The sequence below is a fragment of the Microbacterium sp. SORGH_AS_0421 genome, from assembly GCF_030818635.1.
GTDB lineage: Bacteria > Actinomycetota > Actinomycetes > Actinomycetales > Microbacteriaceae > Microbacterium.
In genome coordinates this window covers 3,175,349-3,193,619 of record NZ_JAUTAO010000001.1, presented here as the reverse complement: position 1 = coordinate 3,193,619, position 18,271 = coordinate 3,175,349, and the positions used below count along the sequence as shown (strand labels likewise).

The window sequence follows — 18,271 nt, the reverse complement described above, 5'->3', positions numbered from 1 at the left end:
CCCTCCTCATAACGGCGCTGGGGACTATGACAGCGTGTGCGGGATCGAAGGAGGAGGAAGTGAGTCCAGAGCAGGCGAGAGATGCACTCGTGTCGACCGTCGAAGACAGCGCCGCACTGCTGAACGTCTCGGGATGGACGTGGGACGGCGCGCCCGAGGTCGGAAACTGCGGGCAAAGCAGAGGCGAGCGCGTCAACTACACCTACGGCTATGGAGCTCCGCCGCCTGACGGTGACCGTGCTTCGGACGCAGAGAAGGTGGCTGACTACTGGCGCTCGTTGGGTATGGAAGTGCGAGTGGTGGACGAGCCGCTCATTGTCGTCTACGCGAAAGGGGGCCCCGTCGGCGGCCTGTCCTTCTCGACTGCGCCTGGCGACTATCACATCGCCGGCACATCACTCTGTGTTCCCGGAGACGCCAAAGCGATCCGCGATCAGGACAACGGCTGAACATCTCACGACACTCTCCCAAGCTCCGCTAGGCTGACCCCACAAGTCCACACCGGCCCCATGATCGATGCGGGAGAGCTCCGGCGAATTCAGCCGGGCACCGAAGGAGCAAGCCTCCCCGCCAATCTCTCAGGTACGCGTACCGCGTCGATCGGGCCACTCTGGAAAGAGACCCGGATGCACCGTCCCGGGTCCACCGACGGTGAAAGCCCGCGCTCGTCCTCGACCGCGCGGGTGAAACTCTCAGGTCCATGACAGAGGGGGAGTTCTCCAGGCGTCGTCCGACGTCTGTCCGTCATCGCGAACGGCAGAACTCATGACCGAAACCCCCGCTCCACCGCGCACGTCGCCACTGAACGATCGGCACGAGGCCCTCGGCGCCTCGTTCACCGACTTCGGCGGTTGGAACATGCCCGTGCGCTACACCTCCGACCTCGCCGAACACCGCGCCGTGCGTGAAGCCGCCGGCCTGTTCGACATCTCGCACATGGCCGAGTTCCGCGTCGACGGGGAGGCAGCCGCCGCGTTCCTGGACTACGTGCTCGCCGGGCGTCTCTCGACCATGAAGATCGGCAAGGCGAAGTACTCTCTGGTCCTCGCCGAGAGCGGCGGCATCGTCGACGACGTCATCGTCTACCGCACGGGGGAGCGGAGCTTCCTCGTCATCTCGAACGCGGGAAACCGGGATGCCGTGGCCTCGGCCTTCGACCTCGCCCAGCGCACGTGGATCTCGGCGGCCGACGGCCTCTTCGTCGAAGACGTCACCGACGACTACGCCCTCATAGCCCTCCAGGGTCCCGAGGCGCGCGGCATCCTGAGCTCCACCCCGGGAGTGGAGATCACCGGAACCGCCCTCGACGAGCTCGGCTACTACGCCTGGACCGAGGGGACCTTCGACGGCGTGCCGCTCTTCGTGGCCCGCACCGGCTACACGGGCGAAGACGGTTACGAGCTCATGATCCCCACCGCGAACGCGGCCGCCCTGTGGGACGCCGCGCTCGCCGCGGGCTCCGATCGGGGCCTCGTTCCGTGCGGTCTCGCCGCGCGCGACACACTCCGCCTCGAGGCGGGCATGCCGCTGTACGGCCACGAGCTCTCGCGCGACATCGTGCCCGCGCAGGCGGGTCTCGGGCGCGTCGTCGCCGTCGACAAGGAGTCGTTCGTCGGCAAGGACGGACTGTCGTCCGGCCCCGCCGACGCCCCGGTGCTCGTGGGTCTCGTGTCGGAAGGCCGTCGCGCAGGCCGCGCCGGCTACACCGTGCTGCTCGGCGACGACACCGTCGGAGAAATCACCAGCGGAGCCCTCAGCCCCACTCTCGGCCACCCCGTCGCGATGGCGTTCGTCGCCCCCGCGGCATCCGAACTCGGAACCGAACTGACCATCGACGTGCGCGGAACCCGCATCCCCGCGACCGTCACCGCCCTTCCCTTCTATCGGAGAAACGCATGACCGACCTCACCGCCCTCAGCTACACGTCCGAGCACGAGTGGATCGCCCTCGAGGGCGACATCGCCACCGTCGGCATCACCGACTTCGCCGCCGACAAGCTCGGCGACGTCGTCTTCGTCGAGCTGCCCGGCGCCGATTCGACCGTCTCGGCCGGCGACGTCTGCGGCGAGATCGAGTCGACCAAGTCGGTCGGTGAGCTCTACGCGCCCCTCAACGGCACGGTCGTCGAGGTCAACGACGCCGTGGTCGACGACCCCTCGCTCGTCAACGCCGAGCCGTTCGCGGGCGGCTGGCTCATCAAGATCCGCGTCGAGGGCGACCTTCCGGCAGACCTGCTCGACCGCGCCGCCTACGAGGACCTCACCGCATGAGCACCCTTCTTCCTCCTCGCACGGACGCGGGCACTCCGGCGGCGTTCACCGACCGCCACATCGGCATCGGCGCCGACGCGCAGGCGCACATGCTCGAGGTCGTCGGCTACGACAGCGTCGAGGCGCTCGTCGAGACCGCCGTCCCGGCCTCCATCCACGTGCAGGCCCGTGCCACCAGCGCGATCCCCACCGCGGCCACCGAGGCCGAGGCCCTGGCAGAGCTGCGGGAGCTGGCATCCGCCAACCGCTCCGCCCGCCCGATGATCGGTCTCGGCTACTACGACACCTTCACGCCGTCGGTGATCGCGCGGAACGTCCTCGAGAATCCGTCCTGGTACACCGCGTACACGCCGTATCAGCCGGAGATCTCGCAGGGCCGGCTCGAAGCGCTCATCAACTTCCAGACGATGGTGACCGACCTGACGGGCCTCGCCACGGCGAACGCCTCGATGCTGGATGAGTCCACCGCCGTCGTCGAGGGCATGCTCGTCGCCCGCCGCGCCTCGAAGGCGAAGACCGACGTCTTCCTCGTCGACGTCGATGCTCTGCCGCAGACCAGGGCGCTGCTGCACCACCGCGCCGCAGCCGTCGGTGTCCGCATCGTCGAGACCTCGTTCGAGGGCGATTTGCCGGAGGCGTTCGGCGCGTTCGTGCAGTACCCCGGCGCGACCGGCCGCATCTGGGACTTCTCCGCCGTCGCCGAGGCTGTACACGCCACCGGCGGTCTCGTCGTGGCCGCCGCCGACCTGCTCGCCCTGACCCTGCTGCGTTCGCCGGGCAGGCTCGGCGCCGATGTCGCGGTCGGCACGACCCAGCGCTTCGGCGTGCCGCTCGGCTTCGGCGGTCCGCACGCCGGCTACATGGCCGTGCGCGCGGGTCTCGAGCGCCAGCTGCCGGGTCGCCTGGTGGGAGTGTCGCAGGATGCCGTCGGCGCCCCCGCCTACCGCCTGTCGCTGCAGACGCGCGAGCAGCACATCCGCCGCGAGAAGGCGACGTCGAACATCTGCACCGCTCAGGTGCTGCTGGCCGTGATGGCGGCGATGTACGCGGTGTACCACGGGCCCGACGGGCTCCGCGCGATCGCGACGCAGGTCGCGCGCAAGGCCGACGCTCTGGCATCCGTACTCCGCTCTCATGACCTGACGCTCGTGAGCGACGCGTTCTTCGACACGGTGCGCGTGCACGTTCCCGGGCGCGCGCAGGACGTCGTCGACCGCGCCCGCGAGCGCGGTTATCAGCTGCTGTGGGTCGACGACGCGACCGTGGCCGTCTCGGTGGACGAGACGACGACGGATGCCGATATCTCGGTCGTTCTGGACGCTTTTGGTCTCGCCGCCGGCGAGCTGCCCGATGGGGTGGCGCTGCGGGGGATCGATGACGCCCTGCACCGCGACGACGAGTTCCTCACGCACCCCGTCTTCCACGCTCATCGCAGCGAGACGGCGATGATGCGGTACCTCAAGACCCTCGCCGATCGCGACTACGCGCTCGATCGCGGCATGATCCCGTTGGGCTCGTGCACGATGAAGCTGAACGCGGCCACCGAGATGGCGGCGGTGTCGTGGCCGGAGTTCTCGCGCGTGCACCCCTTCGCGCCCGGGGCCGACGTGCACGGCTACCTCGAGATGATCGACCAGCTCGAGCGTTGGCTCGCCGAGGTCACCGGGTACGACGCGGTGTCGCTGCAACCGAACGCCGGGTCGCAGGGCGAGCTCGCCGGGCTTCTCGCGATCCGCGGGTACCACCTCGCGAACGGCGACACCGAGCGCACGGTGTGCCTCATCCCGTCGTCGGCGCACGGCACCAACGCCGCTTCCGCGATCCTCGCGGGCATGAAGGTCGTCGTCGTCGCGTGCGACGAGGCCGGCAACGTCGACCTCGGCGACCTGCGGGCCAAGATCGCGCAGCACGCGGCCGAGCTGTCAGCCCTGATGATCACGTACCCCTCGACCCACGGGGTGTACGAGCACGATGTGCTCGAGATCACGCAGGCCGTGCACGATGCCGGCGGACAGGTGTACGTCGACGGCGCCAACCTCAACGCGCTGCTCGGTTTCGCCCGCTTCGGCGACCTGGGCGGCGACGTCTCGCACCTGAACCTGCACAAGACGTTCGCCATCCCGCACGGCGGGGGCGGCCCGGGCGTGGGACCGGTGGCGGCGAAGGCTCACCTGGCGCCCTATCTGCCCTCTCACCCGTTCTCGCAGCGCGCCGACCACGCCGGCGGCACGTTCGACGGCGGTCCGGTTTCGGCTGCCCCGCACGGCTCGGCGGGCATTCTGCCCATCTCGTGGGCGTACGTCCGCATGATGGGCGCAGAAGGGCTCCGCCAGGCCACAGCTGCGGCGGTGCTCTCGGCGAACTACATCGCCGCGCGCCTGCGCGAGCACTACCCGGTGCTGTACGCGGGTGAGGGCGGCCTCGTCGCGCACGAGTGCATCCTCGACCTGCGTCCCCTCAAGGAGCAGACCGGCGTCACCGTCGACGACGTCGCCAAGCGCCTCATCGACTACGGCTTCCACGCACCCACGATGTCGTTCCCGGTCGCTGGCACCCTGATGGTCGAGCCGACCGAGAGCGAAGACCTCGCCGAGCTGGACCGATTCGTGGATGCCATGATCGCGATCAAGCACGAGGCCCTTGCGGTGGCCGCGGGGGAGTGGCCCGCCGACGACAACCCCCTCGTGAACGCCCCGCACACCGCGGAGACCGTGGTCGTGGGGGAGTGGGAGCACCCGTACTCGCGCGAGACCGCGGTGTATCCCGTGCGCTCCCTGATCCGCGGCAAGTACTGGCCCCCGGTGCGCCGCATCGACCAGGCCTACGGCGACCGCAACCTCGTCTGCTCGTGCCCGCCGCCGGAGGCGTTCGCCTGACCCCTGCCCGTCCCTCGACGAGACGGCATCCCCCCAACGCTCCTTCCGCACCTCGCGGTGGGGGCTGAACGGGATGCCGTTTCGTCGTTCTAGGGGGACCCGCAGCAGACCGGGGAGATCCTCAGGAGGCGTTTAGTAAAGTGCCCCTGTGCACCACGGGCTGAACGACGTTCCTCGACCGAATCCACGCCGTGGCGGCCCGGGACGGGTGATCGCCCTCCTCGTCGCCGCAGGTCTCGCGCTGGCCGGTTGCTCGGCCACCGACCCGGCGCCTGAGCCGGCGAAAGAACAGCGCACGAGCCTGACGGTCGGCGTCGTCGGCTCCCTCACCAGCTTCAACGCCGCCAGCGCCACCGGCGACACCGCTGCCAATCGGGCGGTGTCGGCCCTTCTCGACGAGAAGCTGGGCTCCCTCGACGGCAACCTGCAGGTCGTGCCGAACAACGGGCTCGGACGCATCACCCGCGTCGACGGTGACCCGCTCACCGTCAGCTACGAGCTGTTCTCTGACCGGGTCTGGTCGGACGGCACCCCGGTGACCCTCGACGACCTGCTGTTCGGGTGGGCCGTCACCTCGCACTTCTTCGACGACGCCACCTATGACGCCAATGGGCAGCTGGTCTCGGGCACGCGCTACTTCGACACCGCTCTGCCGGCCGACCCGAACGCTCGGACGACGCGGCCCCGCCTCGATCGGGCGAACGACACGCTCATACTCACGTACGACCAGCCTTTCGCCGACTGGAACAGGCAGTGGCTGCTCGACCGGCCCGTGCACGTCGTCGCGCAGCGAGCGGGTGTGAGCGTGAAGGATCTGCTCACCGCCATCCTCACCGTGCCCGAGGGCGACCCGAAGGCGCCGGTTGCGCCGAACCCCGTGCTGGCCGCCGCCGCGCAGGCGTGGAACACCGGTTTCGACGTCGCACCGGGGACCACCCCCGATCCCGCCGGTGTCGTGTCCTCGGGCCCGTGGACCGTCTCCGAGATCACGGCCGACACCCTGCAGCTCGCTCGACGCGACAGCTACCAGGGCGCGCATTTCCCGGGCCTCGAAGGCCTCACCGTCCGGTTCTTCCCGGATCGGGCAGCGCAGTTGTCGGCGCTCGAAGCGGGCACGGTGGATGTGGCCAACGTCGGCGATCTCGACGTCGCCGAACGCAAGACCCTGACCGACGCGGGACTCAACGTGCAGGTGGGGCCCACGTCCGAAACGCTGCAACTGCGGTTCGCCACGACGACGGCTTCCGACCTCCGGCAGGCGACGACTCTGTCGCTCGACCGTTCGTCCCTCGTCCAGGACGTCCTCGGTGCTGTCCGCCCCGACGCGCAGCCCCTGCAGTCCTTCCTCTCCTCACCGGCGACCGGCCAGCTCTACAACGACCTCGTGTCGGGGAACGGGGCACCCGGGACCGGGGCCGACGTGAACGCCGCCCGCTCCGCCCTCGGCGACCGAGCGGCCGTGCTCCGCGTCGCCTACGACACCACCGACGCGACGGCGGCGCTGGTCTTCCCCCGCCTCGTGTCGATGGCCGCCAAGGCCGGGATCGCCGTCCGCGCGGCGACGGCGACGGAGGTCCCGGATGCCACCCTCACCTGGGTCGGCGAGGATGAGAGCCTCTACCGCTCGGCACGCGACCGCATCGCCGAGGGCATCGACGGAGGCGACACCGAGGAGCTCTTCGACGACCTCACCACGCACACCGATCCCGTCGACGTGCTGTCGGAGGCGAAGCTCATCGACCGCTCGCTGTTCGCCGCCTACGCGGGAGTGCCGCTGCTCGAGCGGACGGGCGCCGTGGTCAACGCCGCGGGTGTCGGGGGAGTGACCTACACCTCCGAGCCCAACGGGCTGCCACCGGCGTTCTGGACGTGGTCGCCGCCTCAGTCCTGATTCTCAGGAGCTCGGAGACGGCGCGGGGGTGGGAGCGAAGATCCCGGGCCACAACGCTGCCGCGAGGGGGTATCCCACGAAGGCGACGATGTCGATGATCGTGTGCGCGATGACGAGGGGCATCACGCGCCCCCACCGCTTGTAGCACCAGCCGAAGACCAGTCCCATGACCACGTTGCCGAGCGCCGAGGGCCATCCTTGGTACAGGTGGTAACTGCCACGCAGCAGGGCCGTGGACGCGATGATCCACGTCCACGACCAGCCGAGACGTCGCAGGCGGTCGAAGAGGAACCCCAGGAAGATGACCTCTTCGGTGAGACCGGCGCGCAACGCCGCAAGGATGAGCAGCGCGATGACCCACCACGACGAGTCCAGGGGAGCGGGGATCACCGCGATGCTCTGGCCGAGTGCGCGGCCGATGGCGTACACGCCGATTCCCGGGGCACCGATCAAGATCACCAGCAGGATCCCTCGGGCGGTGTCACCGCCGAAACGGCGGAAATCGAGGCCGATGCGGCGCAGCGCGTTGTTCGCCGGCTCCCACAGCAGGTAGACGGCCAGGGCCACCAGGGCCAGCGAGAAGAAGATGTCGAGCAACTGATAGATCGCGTCCCACAGCGGCTCGGCACTGCGCGAGGGATTCAGCTGCGTCTGCTGCTGCGAGATCGGAGCGCGCGTCGCCGCACGCACGAAGGAGACGACCGAGTAGATCGCGGACTGACCGACGCTGACGAGCAGCACGATGGCGATCTCCCACCCGAGCCGGCGTCGTCGGTAGGAGTCCGTGCGCTCGATGGCCGGAGGATACGTCCATTCCGCGGCACCGCGTGACCGGCCCGGCTTGTCAGATTGCTCCATGGAGAGCCTCTCGAGTAAATGCTGTGTAACGTTTTTCGGAGGAGTTTGGGGCACCTGGGTAAACGTGCCTAGTGTGTTCTCATCCTGCCCGACGGATCTTTCACGCGCCTTGTGCTGCGCGAAAGCCCTGCATGGGCGACGATCATCCCTTCCCTGGAGGAACTGTGAAGCGCAACAAGATTGCCCTCTCCGGCCTCGCCCTGCTGGGAGCTGTCGGGCTTATGCTCGCCGGCTGCTCGGGCGGCGGAGACAACGGCGGCGGCTCGTCATCGGGCGGCGACGCCACGGCGATCATTCGGACGAACGGCTCCGAGCCGCAGAACCCGCTGATCCCCACCAACACCAACGAGGTCGGTGGAGGAAAGATCCTCGACTCGATCTTCGCGGGTCTGGTCTACTACGACGGAACCGGCGCCCCGGTCAACGACATGGCAGAGTCCATCGTCACCAACGACCCCCAGAACCTCACGGTGACCCTGAAGAAGGGCCAGAAGTTCACGGACGGCACCGAGGTCAAGGCCGACAACTTCATCAAGGCGTGGAACTACGGCGCTCAGCTGTCGAACAACCAGGTCAGCAGCTCGTTCTTCGAGGACATCGTGGGCTTCAGCTACGACGCTGACTCCGAGCTCACGGGTCTGCAGAAGGTCGACGACTACACCTTCACGATCGCACTGTCGAAGCCGGCCGCCGACTTCGCGCTGCGCCTGGGCTACTCGGCGTTCTTCCCGCTGCCCGACGTCGCGTTCAACGACATGGCCGCTTTCGGTGAGAACCCGATCGGCAACGGCCCCTACAAGCTCAAGGGCGAGGGTGCCTGGCAGCACAACGTGCAGATCGACCTCGTCAAGAACGACGACTACCAGGGCGGTCGCACGGTCGAGAACGGTGGTCTCTCGATCATCTTCTACGCCACCCAGGATGCCGCGTACGCCGACCTGCTCGGTGGCAACGTCGACGTGATCGACGGCGTTCCCTCGTCGTCGCTGGCCACGTTCCAGTCCGACCTGGGCGACCGCGCGGTCAACCAGCCGGCGGCGATCTTCCAGTCGTTCACGATCCCCGAGCGTCTCGCGCACTTCAGCGGCGAAGAGGGCAAGCTCCGTCGCCAGGCCATCTCGATGGCCATCAACCGCGACGAGATCACCAAGACGATCTTCCAGGGCTCGCGCACCCCGGCCAGCGACTTCACCTCGCCGGTCATCGCGGGCTGGTCGGACTCGCTGTCGGGCTCCGACGTGCTGAAGTTCGACGCGGACAAGGCGAAGCAGCTGTGGGCCCAGGCCGACGCCATCTCGCCCTGGACCGGCTCGCTTCAGATCGCCTACAACGCCGACGGCGGACACCAGTCCTGGGTCGACGCGGTGACGAACTCGCTGAAGAACACCCTCGGCATCGACTCCTCCGGTGCGCCCTACCCGACGTTCAAGGAACTGCGCTCGGCGGTCACCAACCGCAGCATCGAGACCACCTTCCGTTCGGGCTGGCAGGCCGACTACCCCGGTGCGTACAACTTCCTCGCACCGCTGTACGCCACGGGTGCCTCGTCGAACGACGGTGACTACTCGAACCCCGAGTTCGACGCGCAGATCACGGCCGGCATCGCCGAGACCGACCTCGAGGCGCAGAACGCCGACTTCGCGAAGGCCCAGGAGATCCTGCTGAAGGACCTCCCGGCCATCCCGCTCTGGTACTCCAACGTCACCGGCGGCTACGCCGAGGGCGTCAACAACGTCCAGTTCGGGTGGAACTCGGTTCCGCTGTACTACGAGATCACGAAGTAACCCTTCCGATCTCACCCGCGAGGCGGTGACGGATTCGTCACCGCCTCGCGGTCTGCCAGCCAGGCCTCATCACGACGTGTGATAAAACGGCACGGGCCCTTTCGTGGCCCACGCCCCCCTAAAAACGTCGGATGAGGCGTTTCCCACGTTCGAAAAGAGAGCGGATGCTCGGCTACATCCTCAGACGTCTGCTGCAGGTCCTCCCCGTGTTCTTCGGGGCCACCCTGCTGATCTACTTCATGGTCTTCGCCATGCCGGGGGACCCGATCCTCGGCCTCTTCGGCGACAAGACCCCCGCGCCCCAGGTCGTCGAAGCCCTGCGCGCGCAGTACCACCTCGACCAGCCCTTCATCGTCCAGTACTTCCTGTACATCGGCGGGATCTTCCGCGGCGACCTCGGCACCACCTTCTCGGGCCAGTCCGTCAACGAGGTGCTTGCGCGCACGCTCCCCGTGACCGGTCGCCTCGCGGTGATGGCCCTGGCCATCGAGCTCGTCCTGGCCGTCGTGGTCGGCACCATCTCGGCGATCCGCAAGGGCAAGCTGTTCGACAACGTGGCGCTCATCGTCGCCCTGTTGTTCGTCGCCCTGCCGATCTTCGTGGCGTGCTTCCTCGCCCAGTACTTCCTGGCGATCCAGCTCGGCTGGTTCAAACCCACGGTGGGTGCCCAGAACAACTGGGGCGATCTGTGGTTGCCGGCCATCGTGTTGGGCTTCAGCCTCTTCGCCACGAGCATGCGCCTGATGCGCGGCTCGGTCATCGACACCCTGAACCAGGACTGGGTGCGCACCGCGTACAGCAAGGGCCTGTCGCGTCGCCGCGTCATCCCCGTGCACGTGCTGCGCAACTCGCTCATCCCGGTCATCACGAACTCCGCGACGAACTTCGGTGTGCTCCTCGTCGGCGCCACCGTCACCGAGGGCATCTTCAACATCCCCGGTGTCGGTAACACGCTGTATCAGGCCACCATCCGCGGCGAGGGACCCACGGTCGTCTCGTTCGTGACCGTCTTCGTCATCATCTACGTGCTGGTCAACCTCGTCGTCGACCTCCTGTACGGCCTCCTGGACCCGAGGATCCGCTATGTCAAGTAGTCAGTTCCCGGCGCCGCACTACGTCGCGCCGATCAAGACCGAGACCATCTCGGTCGACGCCGTTCGCGTCGCCGCCCGCAAGAGCAACCTGTGGCTCGACGCGTGGCGCGACCTCCGTCGTCGCCCCACGTTCTGGATCGCTCTGGCCGTCATGGCCGTCGTCATCCTCATGGCCGTGTGGCCGACCCTCTTCACCCAGGTGCCGCCCAACAACGACTGCCAGCTGTCGAACAGCAACGCCGGTCCCACATCGGGTCACATCCTGGGCTTCACCTTCCAGGGCTGCGACACCTTCTCGCGCATCGTCTGGGGAGCCCGCACGTCGCTGTCGGTCGGTCTGCTCGCAACCGCGATCGGCACGATCATCGGCCTCATCATGGGCGCGCTGTCCGGCTTCTACGGCGGATGGCTCGACGCGGTCATTTCGCGCGTCGGCGACATCTTCTTCTCGATCCCCTACATCCTTGCGGCCATCGTCGTGATGAGCGTGTTCTCGCAGTACCGCAACGTGTTCACCCTGGCGTTCGCGATCGGCGGGTTCGCGTGGGCGTCGACGGCGCGCGTCGTGCGTGCCGAGGTGCTGCGCGTGCGTCAGGCCGACTACGTCGCCGCGTCGCAGGCGCTGGGGCAGACGCGTTTCAAGACGCTCCTGACCCACGTCATCCCGAATGCCATCGCCCCGTTGCTCGTGGTCACCACGATCAGCCTCGCCGCGGCCATCGTCGCGGAGGCCACGCTGTCGTTCCTCGGCGTCGGCCTGGGCGGCGACACCATGTCGTGGGGTAACGACATCAGCCAGGCGCAGCAGTCGCTGCGTATCGCGCCGCAGGCGCTGATCTGGCCGTCCGTCGCCCTGACCGTCACGGTGCTGGCCTTCATCCTGCTGGGCGAGCTCATCCGAGACGCCATCGACCCGAGAGCGAGGGCCCGCCGATGAGCGACGCCACCATGACGCCGCTGCTGTCCGTGCGCGACCTGAAGGTCGCGTTCGAGGGAGAAGGCGGCACGCGCGAGGTCCTCCACGGAGTGAGCCTCGACGTCTACCCCGGTCAGACCGTCGCGATCGTGGGCGAGTCGGGCTCGGGCAAGTCGACCACGGCCTCGGCGGTCATCGGACTGCTTCCCGGCACCGGTCACGTCACCGGCGGCAGTATCACCCTCGACGGGCGCGAGCTGACCGACCTCAGCCAGACGCAGTTCGAGTCCGTGCGCGGCAAGGACATCGGATACGTCCCGCAGGACCCGATGTCGAACCTCAACCCGGTGTGGAGCATCGGCTTCCAGGTCAAGGAAGCGATCCGTGCGAACGGCATCGCCACCGGGCGCAAAGAGGTCGAGCAGCGCGCGATCGAGGTGCTGAAGCAGGCCGGTCTGGCAGACGCCGAGCGCCGACTGCACCAGTACCCGCACCAGTTCTCGGGCGGTATGCGCCAGCGCGCGCTCATCGGCATCGGCCTCGCGGCCGACCCGAAGCTGCTCATCGCCGACGAGCCGACCTCGGCCCTCGACGTCACCGTGCAGCGCGTGATCCTCGACCACATGGCATCCCTCACCCGTGAGCGGGGCACCTCGGTGCTGCTCATCACGCACGACCTGGGGCTCGCTGCCGAGCGCGCCGACACGATCGTCGTGATGAACCAGGGCGAGATCGTCGAGTCGGGTCCGAGCCGCGAGATCCTCGAGAACCCGCAGCACCCGTACACGCAGCGACTGGTGGCGGCCGCCCCCAGCATCGCGTCGCAGCGCATCCAGGCGACGGTCGAGGATCGCGGCATCCTGCGCGAGTCCGACATCGACGCTCCCGCGACGGTCAAGGTCACCGACCTCGTCAAGGAGTACAAGATCCGCCAGGGCGGGTTCCGCAGCGAGCAGTTCCGCGCCGTCGACGGGGTCTCTTTCGAGATCCCGCGCGGCAAGACGCTCGCCCTGGTCGGCGAGTCGGGTTCGGGTAAGTCGACGATCGCGAAGATGGTGCTCAAGCTCGAGGAGCCCACCTCGGGTTCGATCGAGGTCGACGGCGTCAACACCGGCAAGCTGAGCGCGAAGGACACCTTCAACCTCCGCCGCCGCATGCAGCCGGTCTTCCAGGACCCCTACGGCTCCCTCGACCCGCTGCGCAGCATCGGCAACCTCATCGCCGAGCCGCTCAACATCCATAAGGTGGGTGACGGTGCCTCGCGCCGCGCTCGCGTGGAGGAGCTGCTCGAGCAGGTCGCTCTGCCGCAGGAGCTGGCATCCCGTTATCCGAACGAGCTGTCCGGCGGACAGCGCCAGCGCGTCGCCATCGCGCGAGCGCTCGCTCTCAAGCCCGACATCCTCGTGCTCGACGAGGCGGTCTCGGCGCTCGACGTGCTCGTACAGGCGCAGATCCTCCAGTTGCTGGCGGAGCTGCAGTCCGAGCTGGGGCTGACGTACCTGTTCATCACGCACGACCTCGCCGTCGTCCGCGTCGCCGCCGACCTGGTGTGCGTCATGGAGCGCGGCAAGCTCGTGGAGCAGGGCACGGTCGACGAGATCTTCGCCCAGCCGTCGCAGGAGTACACGCAGCGCCTGCTCGACGCCATTCCCGGCGCCTCCCTCTCGCTGGGCGGCGCGTGACGCGCGATGAGCGCTTCCGGGGCGCGGAGCACCCACGGGTGTTCCGCGCCCCGTCGTCGATCGTCGGCCTGATCGTCGGCGCGGTGCTCGCGGTCGTCCTCTTGGGGGATGCCGCGCTCCGCGCCGGCGTCGGCGAGATGCTGCTGCTGGCGCCGTGGGTGCTGTTGGCGCTGTGGGCCGTCTACGCCCTGCTGTTCGCCCCTCACGTGCGTATCGATGCCGACGGCATCCGGATCCACAATCCGCTGCGCGTCGTCGACATCGCCTGGGCGCGCGTGGCCGACATCGACATGCGCTGGCAGCTCGAAGTGCGCACGGACGAACCACGCGTCGTGAAGGCCTTCGGCGGCCCCGTCGCCGGTCGCCCCGGTCGTCCGGCGCTTCGACGCGACGACTCCCGGGGGAGACGCGAACCTCCCGCGATCCGGGACCTGCAGCTCATTCAGGAGGCCTGGGAGAGCGCGCGCCGCACGGCGTCCGAGAGCGGCGTCGTGCGTCGCTCGTGGGACATTCCCTCGGTCATTTCCCTGCTGGTTCTGGTCTGCTGGGTTATCATCGCTTTGTTCATCTCAGGCGGTTTCGGCTGAGCGCGATGCTGCGCTCGACGGACACCGCAGTGGCAAAGCGCCATGTAAGAGCTTTGTTACGGTCGTGAAAAGTGTGTTCCCCCGGCACTCGTTTCATGGGAAGCCGACGTAGGGTCGCTGAAGATCCTTAGCCAGGCAAACGAATAGGCGGGGATCTCGAAGGCGAGAGGACCACCCATGATGCTGACCCCCGATGTGCTCCGGACGGGCTCGCGCACCTCATGACGCTGTACGTTCTGCGACGGTTCGTGAACTACGCCGTCCTGAGCCTGCTGGCGACGTGCCTCGCGTACGTGCTCGGCAGCGCCCTGCTGCGGCCCCAGGATCGCTTCTACGGCATGAACCCGCGGCCGCCGGAGGAGTCCATCATCGCGAGCCTCAACGCTCTCGGCGCCAATCCCGACGTTCCGATCCTCGTGCGCCTGTGGAACTGGCTCGTGAACCTGTTCACGAAGTTCTCGCTCGGCAACACCATCGGCGGTCAGGACGTCATGACCGAGATCGCCACGCGCGCCGGCACGAGCCTGCGCCTGCTGTTGATCGGGTCGCTGATCGGCGCGGTGGTCGGTGTGCTCATCGGCGTGTGGGGGGCGGTGCGCCAGTACCGCGCCACCGACCAGGTGACGACCTACGCCTCCTACCTGGTCTTCGCGACGCCGACCTTCGTCATCGGCGTGCTGCTGATGATCGGGGCGACCAACCTGAACAACGCCGCGGGCACGCAGCTCATCCGCTTCACGGGGGAGTACACCGCGGGCGTCGAGGGGTTCTGGCCGATGATCGCCGACCGCGCGGTGCACCTGCTGCTGCCCACCCTCGCTCTGGTGCTCATCAGCGCGGCCTCGTACTCGCGCTACCAGCGCAGCATGATGCTCGACGTCCTCGGCGCCGACTACATCCGCACGGCCCGCGCGAAGGGACTGCCGCGTACGCAGGCGCTCTTCCGTCACGGCGTGCGCATCGCGCTCATCCCGATGTCGACGTTCTTCGCGTACAGCTTCGGCACGCTCATCGCCGGTTCGACCATGCTCGAGATCGTCTTCTCGTGGCGAGGCATGGGGCAGTTCCAGCTCAACGCCGTCACCCAGCAGGACATCAACGCCGTGGCGGGGTCGACCCTGTTCGTCGCCGTGCTGGTCCTGCTGTCATCGACCCTGTCCGAGGTGCTCTACGCCGCACTCGACCCGAGAGTGAGGAGCTGACATGACCATGCAGGAAGAAGCCCTCGACGGCACGCTCGTCGCCACGAGCCCCGTCACCCGCGATCGCAAGCCGCTGTCGCGCGGCGCCCTGGTGCGCGCGCGTCTGCGAAAGATGCCCCGCTTCTGGGTCGGTGCGAGCATTCTCGTCTTCATCGTGCTCTGGGCCTTCATCGGCCCGCTGCTCTACCCCTACGACGCGACCCAGCGCGACTTCCTCAACGTCGGCCTCGGGCCCACGCAGCTGCACTGGTTCGGCACCAACGGCATCGGGCAGGACATCTACGCCCAGACGCTGGTCGGCCTGCAGAAGTCGCTCATCATCGGCGCCCTCGCCGGCATCGGTGCGACGCTGATCGCGGCGGCCGTGGGTTCGCTCGCCGGCTACCTGGGCGGCAAGATCGATGCCGTCATCGGGTGGTTGATCCACCTGCTGCTCGTCATCCCGTCGTTCTTCATCCTCGTGCTGCTGAGCCCGCTGACGCGCGGCCTGTCGTGGCTCGCGCTGACGTTCTTCCTCGCGGTATTCAGCTGGATGATCCTCGCCCAGGTCGTGCGCAACCAGACCCGGTCGTTGCGCAACCGCGACTTCGTGCGTGCCGCGCGGTACATGGGCATGCCCACCCGGCAGATCCTCGGGCGCCACATCATCCCCAACATCGCGTCGCTGCTCATCATCGACGCGACCCTCGGCATCGTCTCGGCCATCATGGCCGAGACCTCGCTCAGCTACTTCGGCTTCGGCGTCCAGGCGCCCGACGTCTCGCTCGGCACGCTGCTGGCGTCGGGCACGTCGGCCGCGGTGACCCGCCCGTGGCTGTTCGTGTACCCCGCCGGCGTGCTGATCGTGCTGCTCCTCGCCATCAGCCTCATCGGCGACGCCTTGCGCGACGCCATCGACCCCACCTCGGGAGCGAACCGTGACTGACACCCGATCCGCCACCATGCTGTCCTCGACCGGCCGCTCGCCGCTGCTGTCGGTCCGCGACCTCAGCGTCACCTTTCCTCAGCGCGAAGGCGATCCCGTCCGCGCGGTCCGCGGCATCTCGTACGACGTGCACGAGGGCGAGTTCCTCGGCATCGTGGGGGAGTCGGGCTCCGGCAAGAGCGTGTCATCGCTCGCGGTGATGGGGCTGCTGCCCTCGAACGCGAAGGTCGAGGGCGACATCCTCTACGACGGGCGCTCGCTCCTCGGCATGAACGACGGCCAGCTCTCCAAGATCCGCGGCGCCGAGCTCGCGATGGTGTTCCAGGATCCGCTGTCGGCGCTGACCCCCGTCTACACGGTGGGTGACCAGATCTCAGAGGGGCTGCGGCTGCACGACCGCGCCCTGAGCGCTCCGGCGGCGCACGCCCGCAGCGTCGAGCTGCTCAAGCTCGTCGGCATCCCGGATGCCGAGCGTCGGGCCCGCGCGTACCCGCACGAGTTCTCGGGCGGTATGCGCCAGCGCGCCATGATCGCCATGGCGATCGCGAACGACCCGCGCGTGATCATCGCGGATGAGCCGACCACCGCTTTGGACGTGACCATCCAGGCGCAGATCCTCGAGGTGCTGCAGAAGGCCCGTGAGGTGACGGGGGCCGCCGTCGTGCTGATCACGCACGACCTCGGCGTGGTCGCAGGGCACGCGGACCGCGTCGCCGTGATGTACGCCGGCAAGCTCGTCGAGCGCGGCACGGTCGACGAGATCTTCCACGACCCGCACATGCCGTACACGGTGGGGCTTCTGCGCTCGGTGCCGAACATGCAGACCGCGGGTTCCCAGCGGCTCGTGCCGCTCGAGGGACGCCCGCCGTCCCTTGCGGCATTGCCGAAGGGCTGCCCGTTCGCGGCACGCTGCCCGATCGCGATCGACGCGTGTCACGACGTCGAGCCCGCACTTGAGGTGCACGGAACGGTGCCCGACCACGTCGCCGCCTGCATCCGTTCCGGCGAGATCGCCTCGGGCGCCCTGTCGCGGCCCGACATCTTCCCGCGGCCCGAGGCGCTCGGTGAGATCCCGCCGCTGCGCCCCGACGTGACCCCCGCCGTCGAGGTCACCGACCTCGTGAAGCACTTCCCGCTCATGAAGGGTTCGGTCTTCCCGCGCCGCGTCGGCACGGTGCGCGCCGTGGACGGGATCTCGTTCTCGATCCAGCCGGGCCGGACGATGGGCTTGGTGGGGGAGTCGGGCTGCGGCAAGACCACGACGATCCTCGAGATCATGGAGATGGTCGCGCCGCAAAGCGGCAGCATCCGCATCAACGGCACCGATGTCGCCACGGTCGGTCGCAAAGACAAGGCCGTGCTGCGCAAGGGCATCCAGATCGTCTTCCAGGACCCGATGGGCGCCATTGATCCGCGCCTGCCGGTCGGCGAGGTGATCACCGAGCCGTTGCTGGTGCAGGGCGTACCCCGGTCCGAGCGCGACCGCAAGATGCGCGAGCTGCTCGATCTGGTCGGTCTCGATCCGAACATGTCCGACCGCTACCCGCACGAGTTCTCGGGCGGACAGCGCCAGCGCATCGGCATCGCCCGGGCTCTGGCGACCGACCCCGCGGTCGTCGTCCTCGACGAACCGGTCTCGGCGCTCGACGTGTCGATCCAGGCCGGTGTCATCAACCTGCTCGAAGACCTGAAGGAGCGACTCGGACTCTCGTTCCTGTTCGTCGCGCACGACCTCGCCGTCGTCCGTCAGATCGCGGACGACGTCTCGGTCATGTACCTCGGACGCATCGTCGAGCAGGGACCCGTCGACGAGGTGTTCGACGACCCACGGCATCCGTACACGAAGGCCCTCATCTCGGCGGCTCCCATTCCCGATCCGCGCATCGAGCGTGCGCGCACCCGCATCCTGCTCGACGGCGATCTGCCGAGCCCCACGCAGGAGATCTCGGGATGCCGCTTCCGCACGCGGTGCCCGCTCTATCGCCTGCTGCCCGACGCCGACCGGCGCCGGTGCGACAACGACGACCCGGGCTTGCGTCCTCAGGCGCACTCCCAGGTGGCGTGCCACTACGCCGAACGGTCCGACCTCGTCCTCGAGACGGTGTCGGCCGGTTCCCCCCGAACGTCCCCGACCGACGGCACCACGTCGACGGGGGCCCTTCCCGATCACCAACGAGAGGATTGAT

14 protein-coding genes and 1 riboswitch are annotated in these 18,271 nt (G+C 68.3%); of the genes, 13 read left to right on the top strand and 1 reads right to left on the bottom strand.

The genetic code is table 11. The features are described from left to right. Positions 1-89: 89 nt before the first annotated feature. The 5 genes from QE416_RS15255 to QE416_RS15235 all read left to right on the top strand — a co-directional run bounded on the left by QE416_RS15255 (position 90) and on the right by QE416_RS15235 (position 7,037). On the top strand, positions 90-449 hold the full coding sequence (locus QE416_RS15255; protein WP_307317463.1) for a hypothetical protein: 360 nt from the start codon (positions 90-92) through the stop codon (positions 447-449). A 60-nt stretch (positions 450-509) separates the two neighbouring features. Continuing rightward, positions 510-604, top strand: a riboswitch (glycine riboswitch). A 161-nt stretch (positions 605-765) separates the two neighbouring features. Next, a complete protein-coding gene (gene gcvT / locus QE416_RS15250; protein ID WP_267786884.1) occupies positions 766-1,899 on the top strand; it encodes a glycine cleavage system aminomethyltransferase GcvT in 1,134 nt (377 codons plus the stop codon). Continuing rightward, complete coding sequence (gene gcvH / locus QE416_RS15245) at positions 1,896-2,270, top strand: glycine cleavage system protein GcvH (RefSeq protein ID WP_210074337.1); 375 nt, start codon at positions 1,896-1,898, stop codon at positions 2,268-2,270. Before gcvT ends, gcvH begins: the two co-directional genes overlap by 4 nt. Further along, positions 2,267-5,146, top strand: coding sequence for an aminomethyl-transferring glycine dehydrogenase (gcvP, locus tag QE416_RS15240; protein WP_307317459.1), 2,880 nt, complete (start codon positions 2,267-2,269; stop codon positions 5,144-5,146). Before gcvH ends, gcvP begins: the two co-directional genes overlap by 4 nt. 208 nt (positions 5,147-5,354) lie before the next feature. Further along, on the top strand, positions 5,355-7,037 hold the full coding sequence (locus tag QE416_RS15235) for an ABC transporter substrate-binding protein (protein WP_307317457.1): 1,683 nt from the start codon (positions 5,355-5,357) through the stop codon (positions 7,035-7,037). Positions 7,038-7,040: 3 nt separating this feature from the next. On the opposite strand, the gene QE416_RS15230 is transcribed toward QE416_RS15235, so the two are convergent. After that, the gene (locus tag QE416_RS15230) at positions 7,041-7,895 is read right to left on the bottom strand and encodes a CPBP family intramembrane glutamic endopeptidase (RefSeq protein ID WP_307317455.1); all 855 of its coding nucleotides are present in this window, start codon (positions 7,893-7,895) and stop codon (positions 7,041-7,043) included. Positions 7,896-8,059: 164 nt separating this feature from the next. Here QE416_RS15230 and QE416_RS15225 point away from each other — a divergent pair, with 164 nt between their 5' ends. From QE416_RS15225 to QE416_RS15190, 8 genes are all read left to right on the top strand, one after another. Then, positions 8,060-9,679, top strand: a complete 1,620-nt coding sequence (locus tag QE416_RS15225) for an ABC transporter substrate-binding protein (RefSeq protein WP_307317454.1) — start codon at positions 8,060-8,062, stop codon at positions 9,677-9,679. Positions 9,680-9,843: 164 nt separating this feature from the next. After that, a complete protein-coding gene (locus tag QE416_RS15220; protein ID WP_103210912.1) occupies positions 9,844-10,773 on the top strand; it encodes an ABC transporter permease in 930 nt (309 codons plus the stop codon). Continuing rightward, on the top strand, positions 10,763-11,710 hold the full coding sequence (locus QE416_RS15215; protein ID WP_210074345.1) for an ABC transporter permease: 948 nt from the start codon (positions 10,763-10,765) through the stop codon (positions 11,708-11,710). The genes QE416_RS15220 and QE416_RS15215 overlap by 11 nt, the downstream gene beginning before the upstream one ends. Continuing rightward, entirely contained in the window at positions 11,707-13,371 is a 1,665-nt protein-coding gene (locus QE416_RS15210; protein WP_307317450.1) for an ABC transporter ATP-binding protein, read from the top strand. Before QE416_RS15215 ends, QE416_RS15210 begins: the two co-directional genes overlap by 4 nt. Positions 13,372-13,409: 38 nt before the next feature. Beyond that, complete coding sequence (locus tag QE416_RS15205) at positions 13,410-13,958, top strand: PH domain-containing protein (RefSeq protein WP_307317448.1); 549 nt, start codon at positions 13,410-13,412, stop codon at positions 13,956-13,958. A gap of 221 nt (positions 13,959-14,179) precedes the next feature. Next, positions 14,180-15,160, top strand: coding sequence for an ABC transporter permease (locus QE416_RS15200; protein ID WP_210074350.1), 981 nt, complete (start codon positions 14,180-14,182; stop codon positions 15,158-15,160). 1 nt (position 15,161) lies between these two features. Further along, positions 15,162-16,085, top strand: coding sequence for an ABC transporter permease (locus tag QE416_RS15195; RefSeq protein WP_307317445.1), 924 nt, complete (start codon positions 15,162-15,164; stop codon positions 16,083-16,085). Between the two features lie 16 nt (positions 16,086-16,101). Further along, positions 16,102-18,270 carry an ABC transporter ATP-binding protein gene (locus QE416_RS15190; protein ID WP_307317970.1) on the top strand — a complete coding sequence of 723 codons (2,169 nt, stop codon included), beginning with the start codon at positions 16,102-16,104 and terminating at the stop codon, positions 18,268-18,270. The last annotated feature ends 1 nt before the right edge of the window (position 18,271 follow it).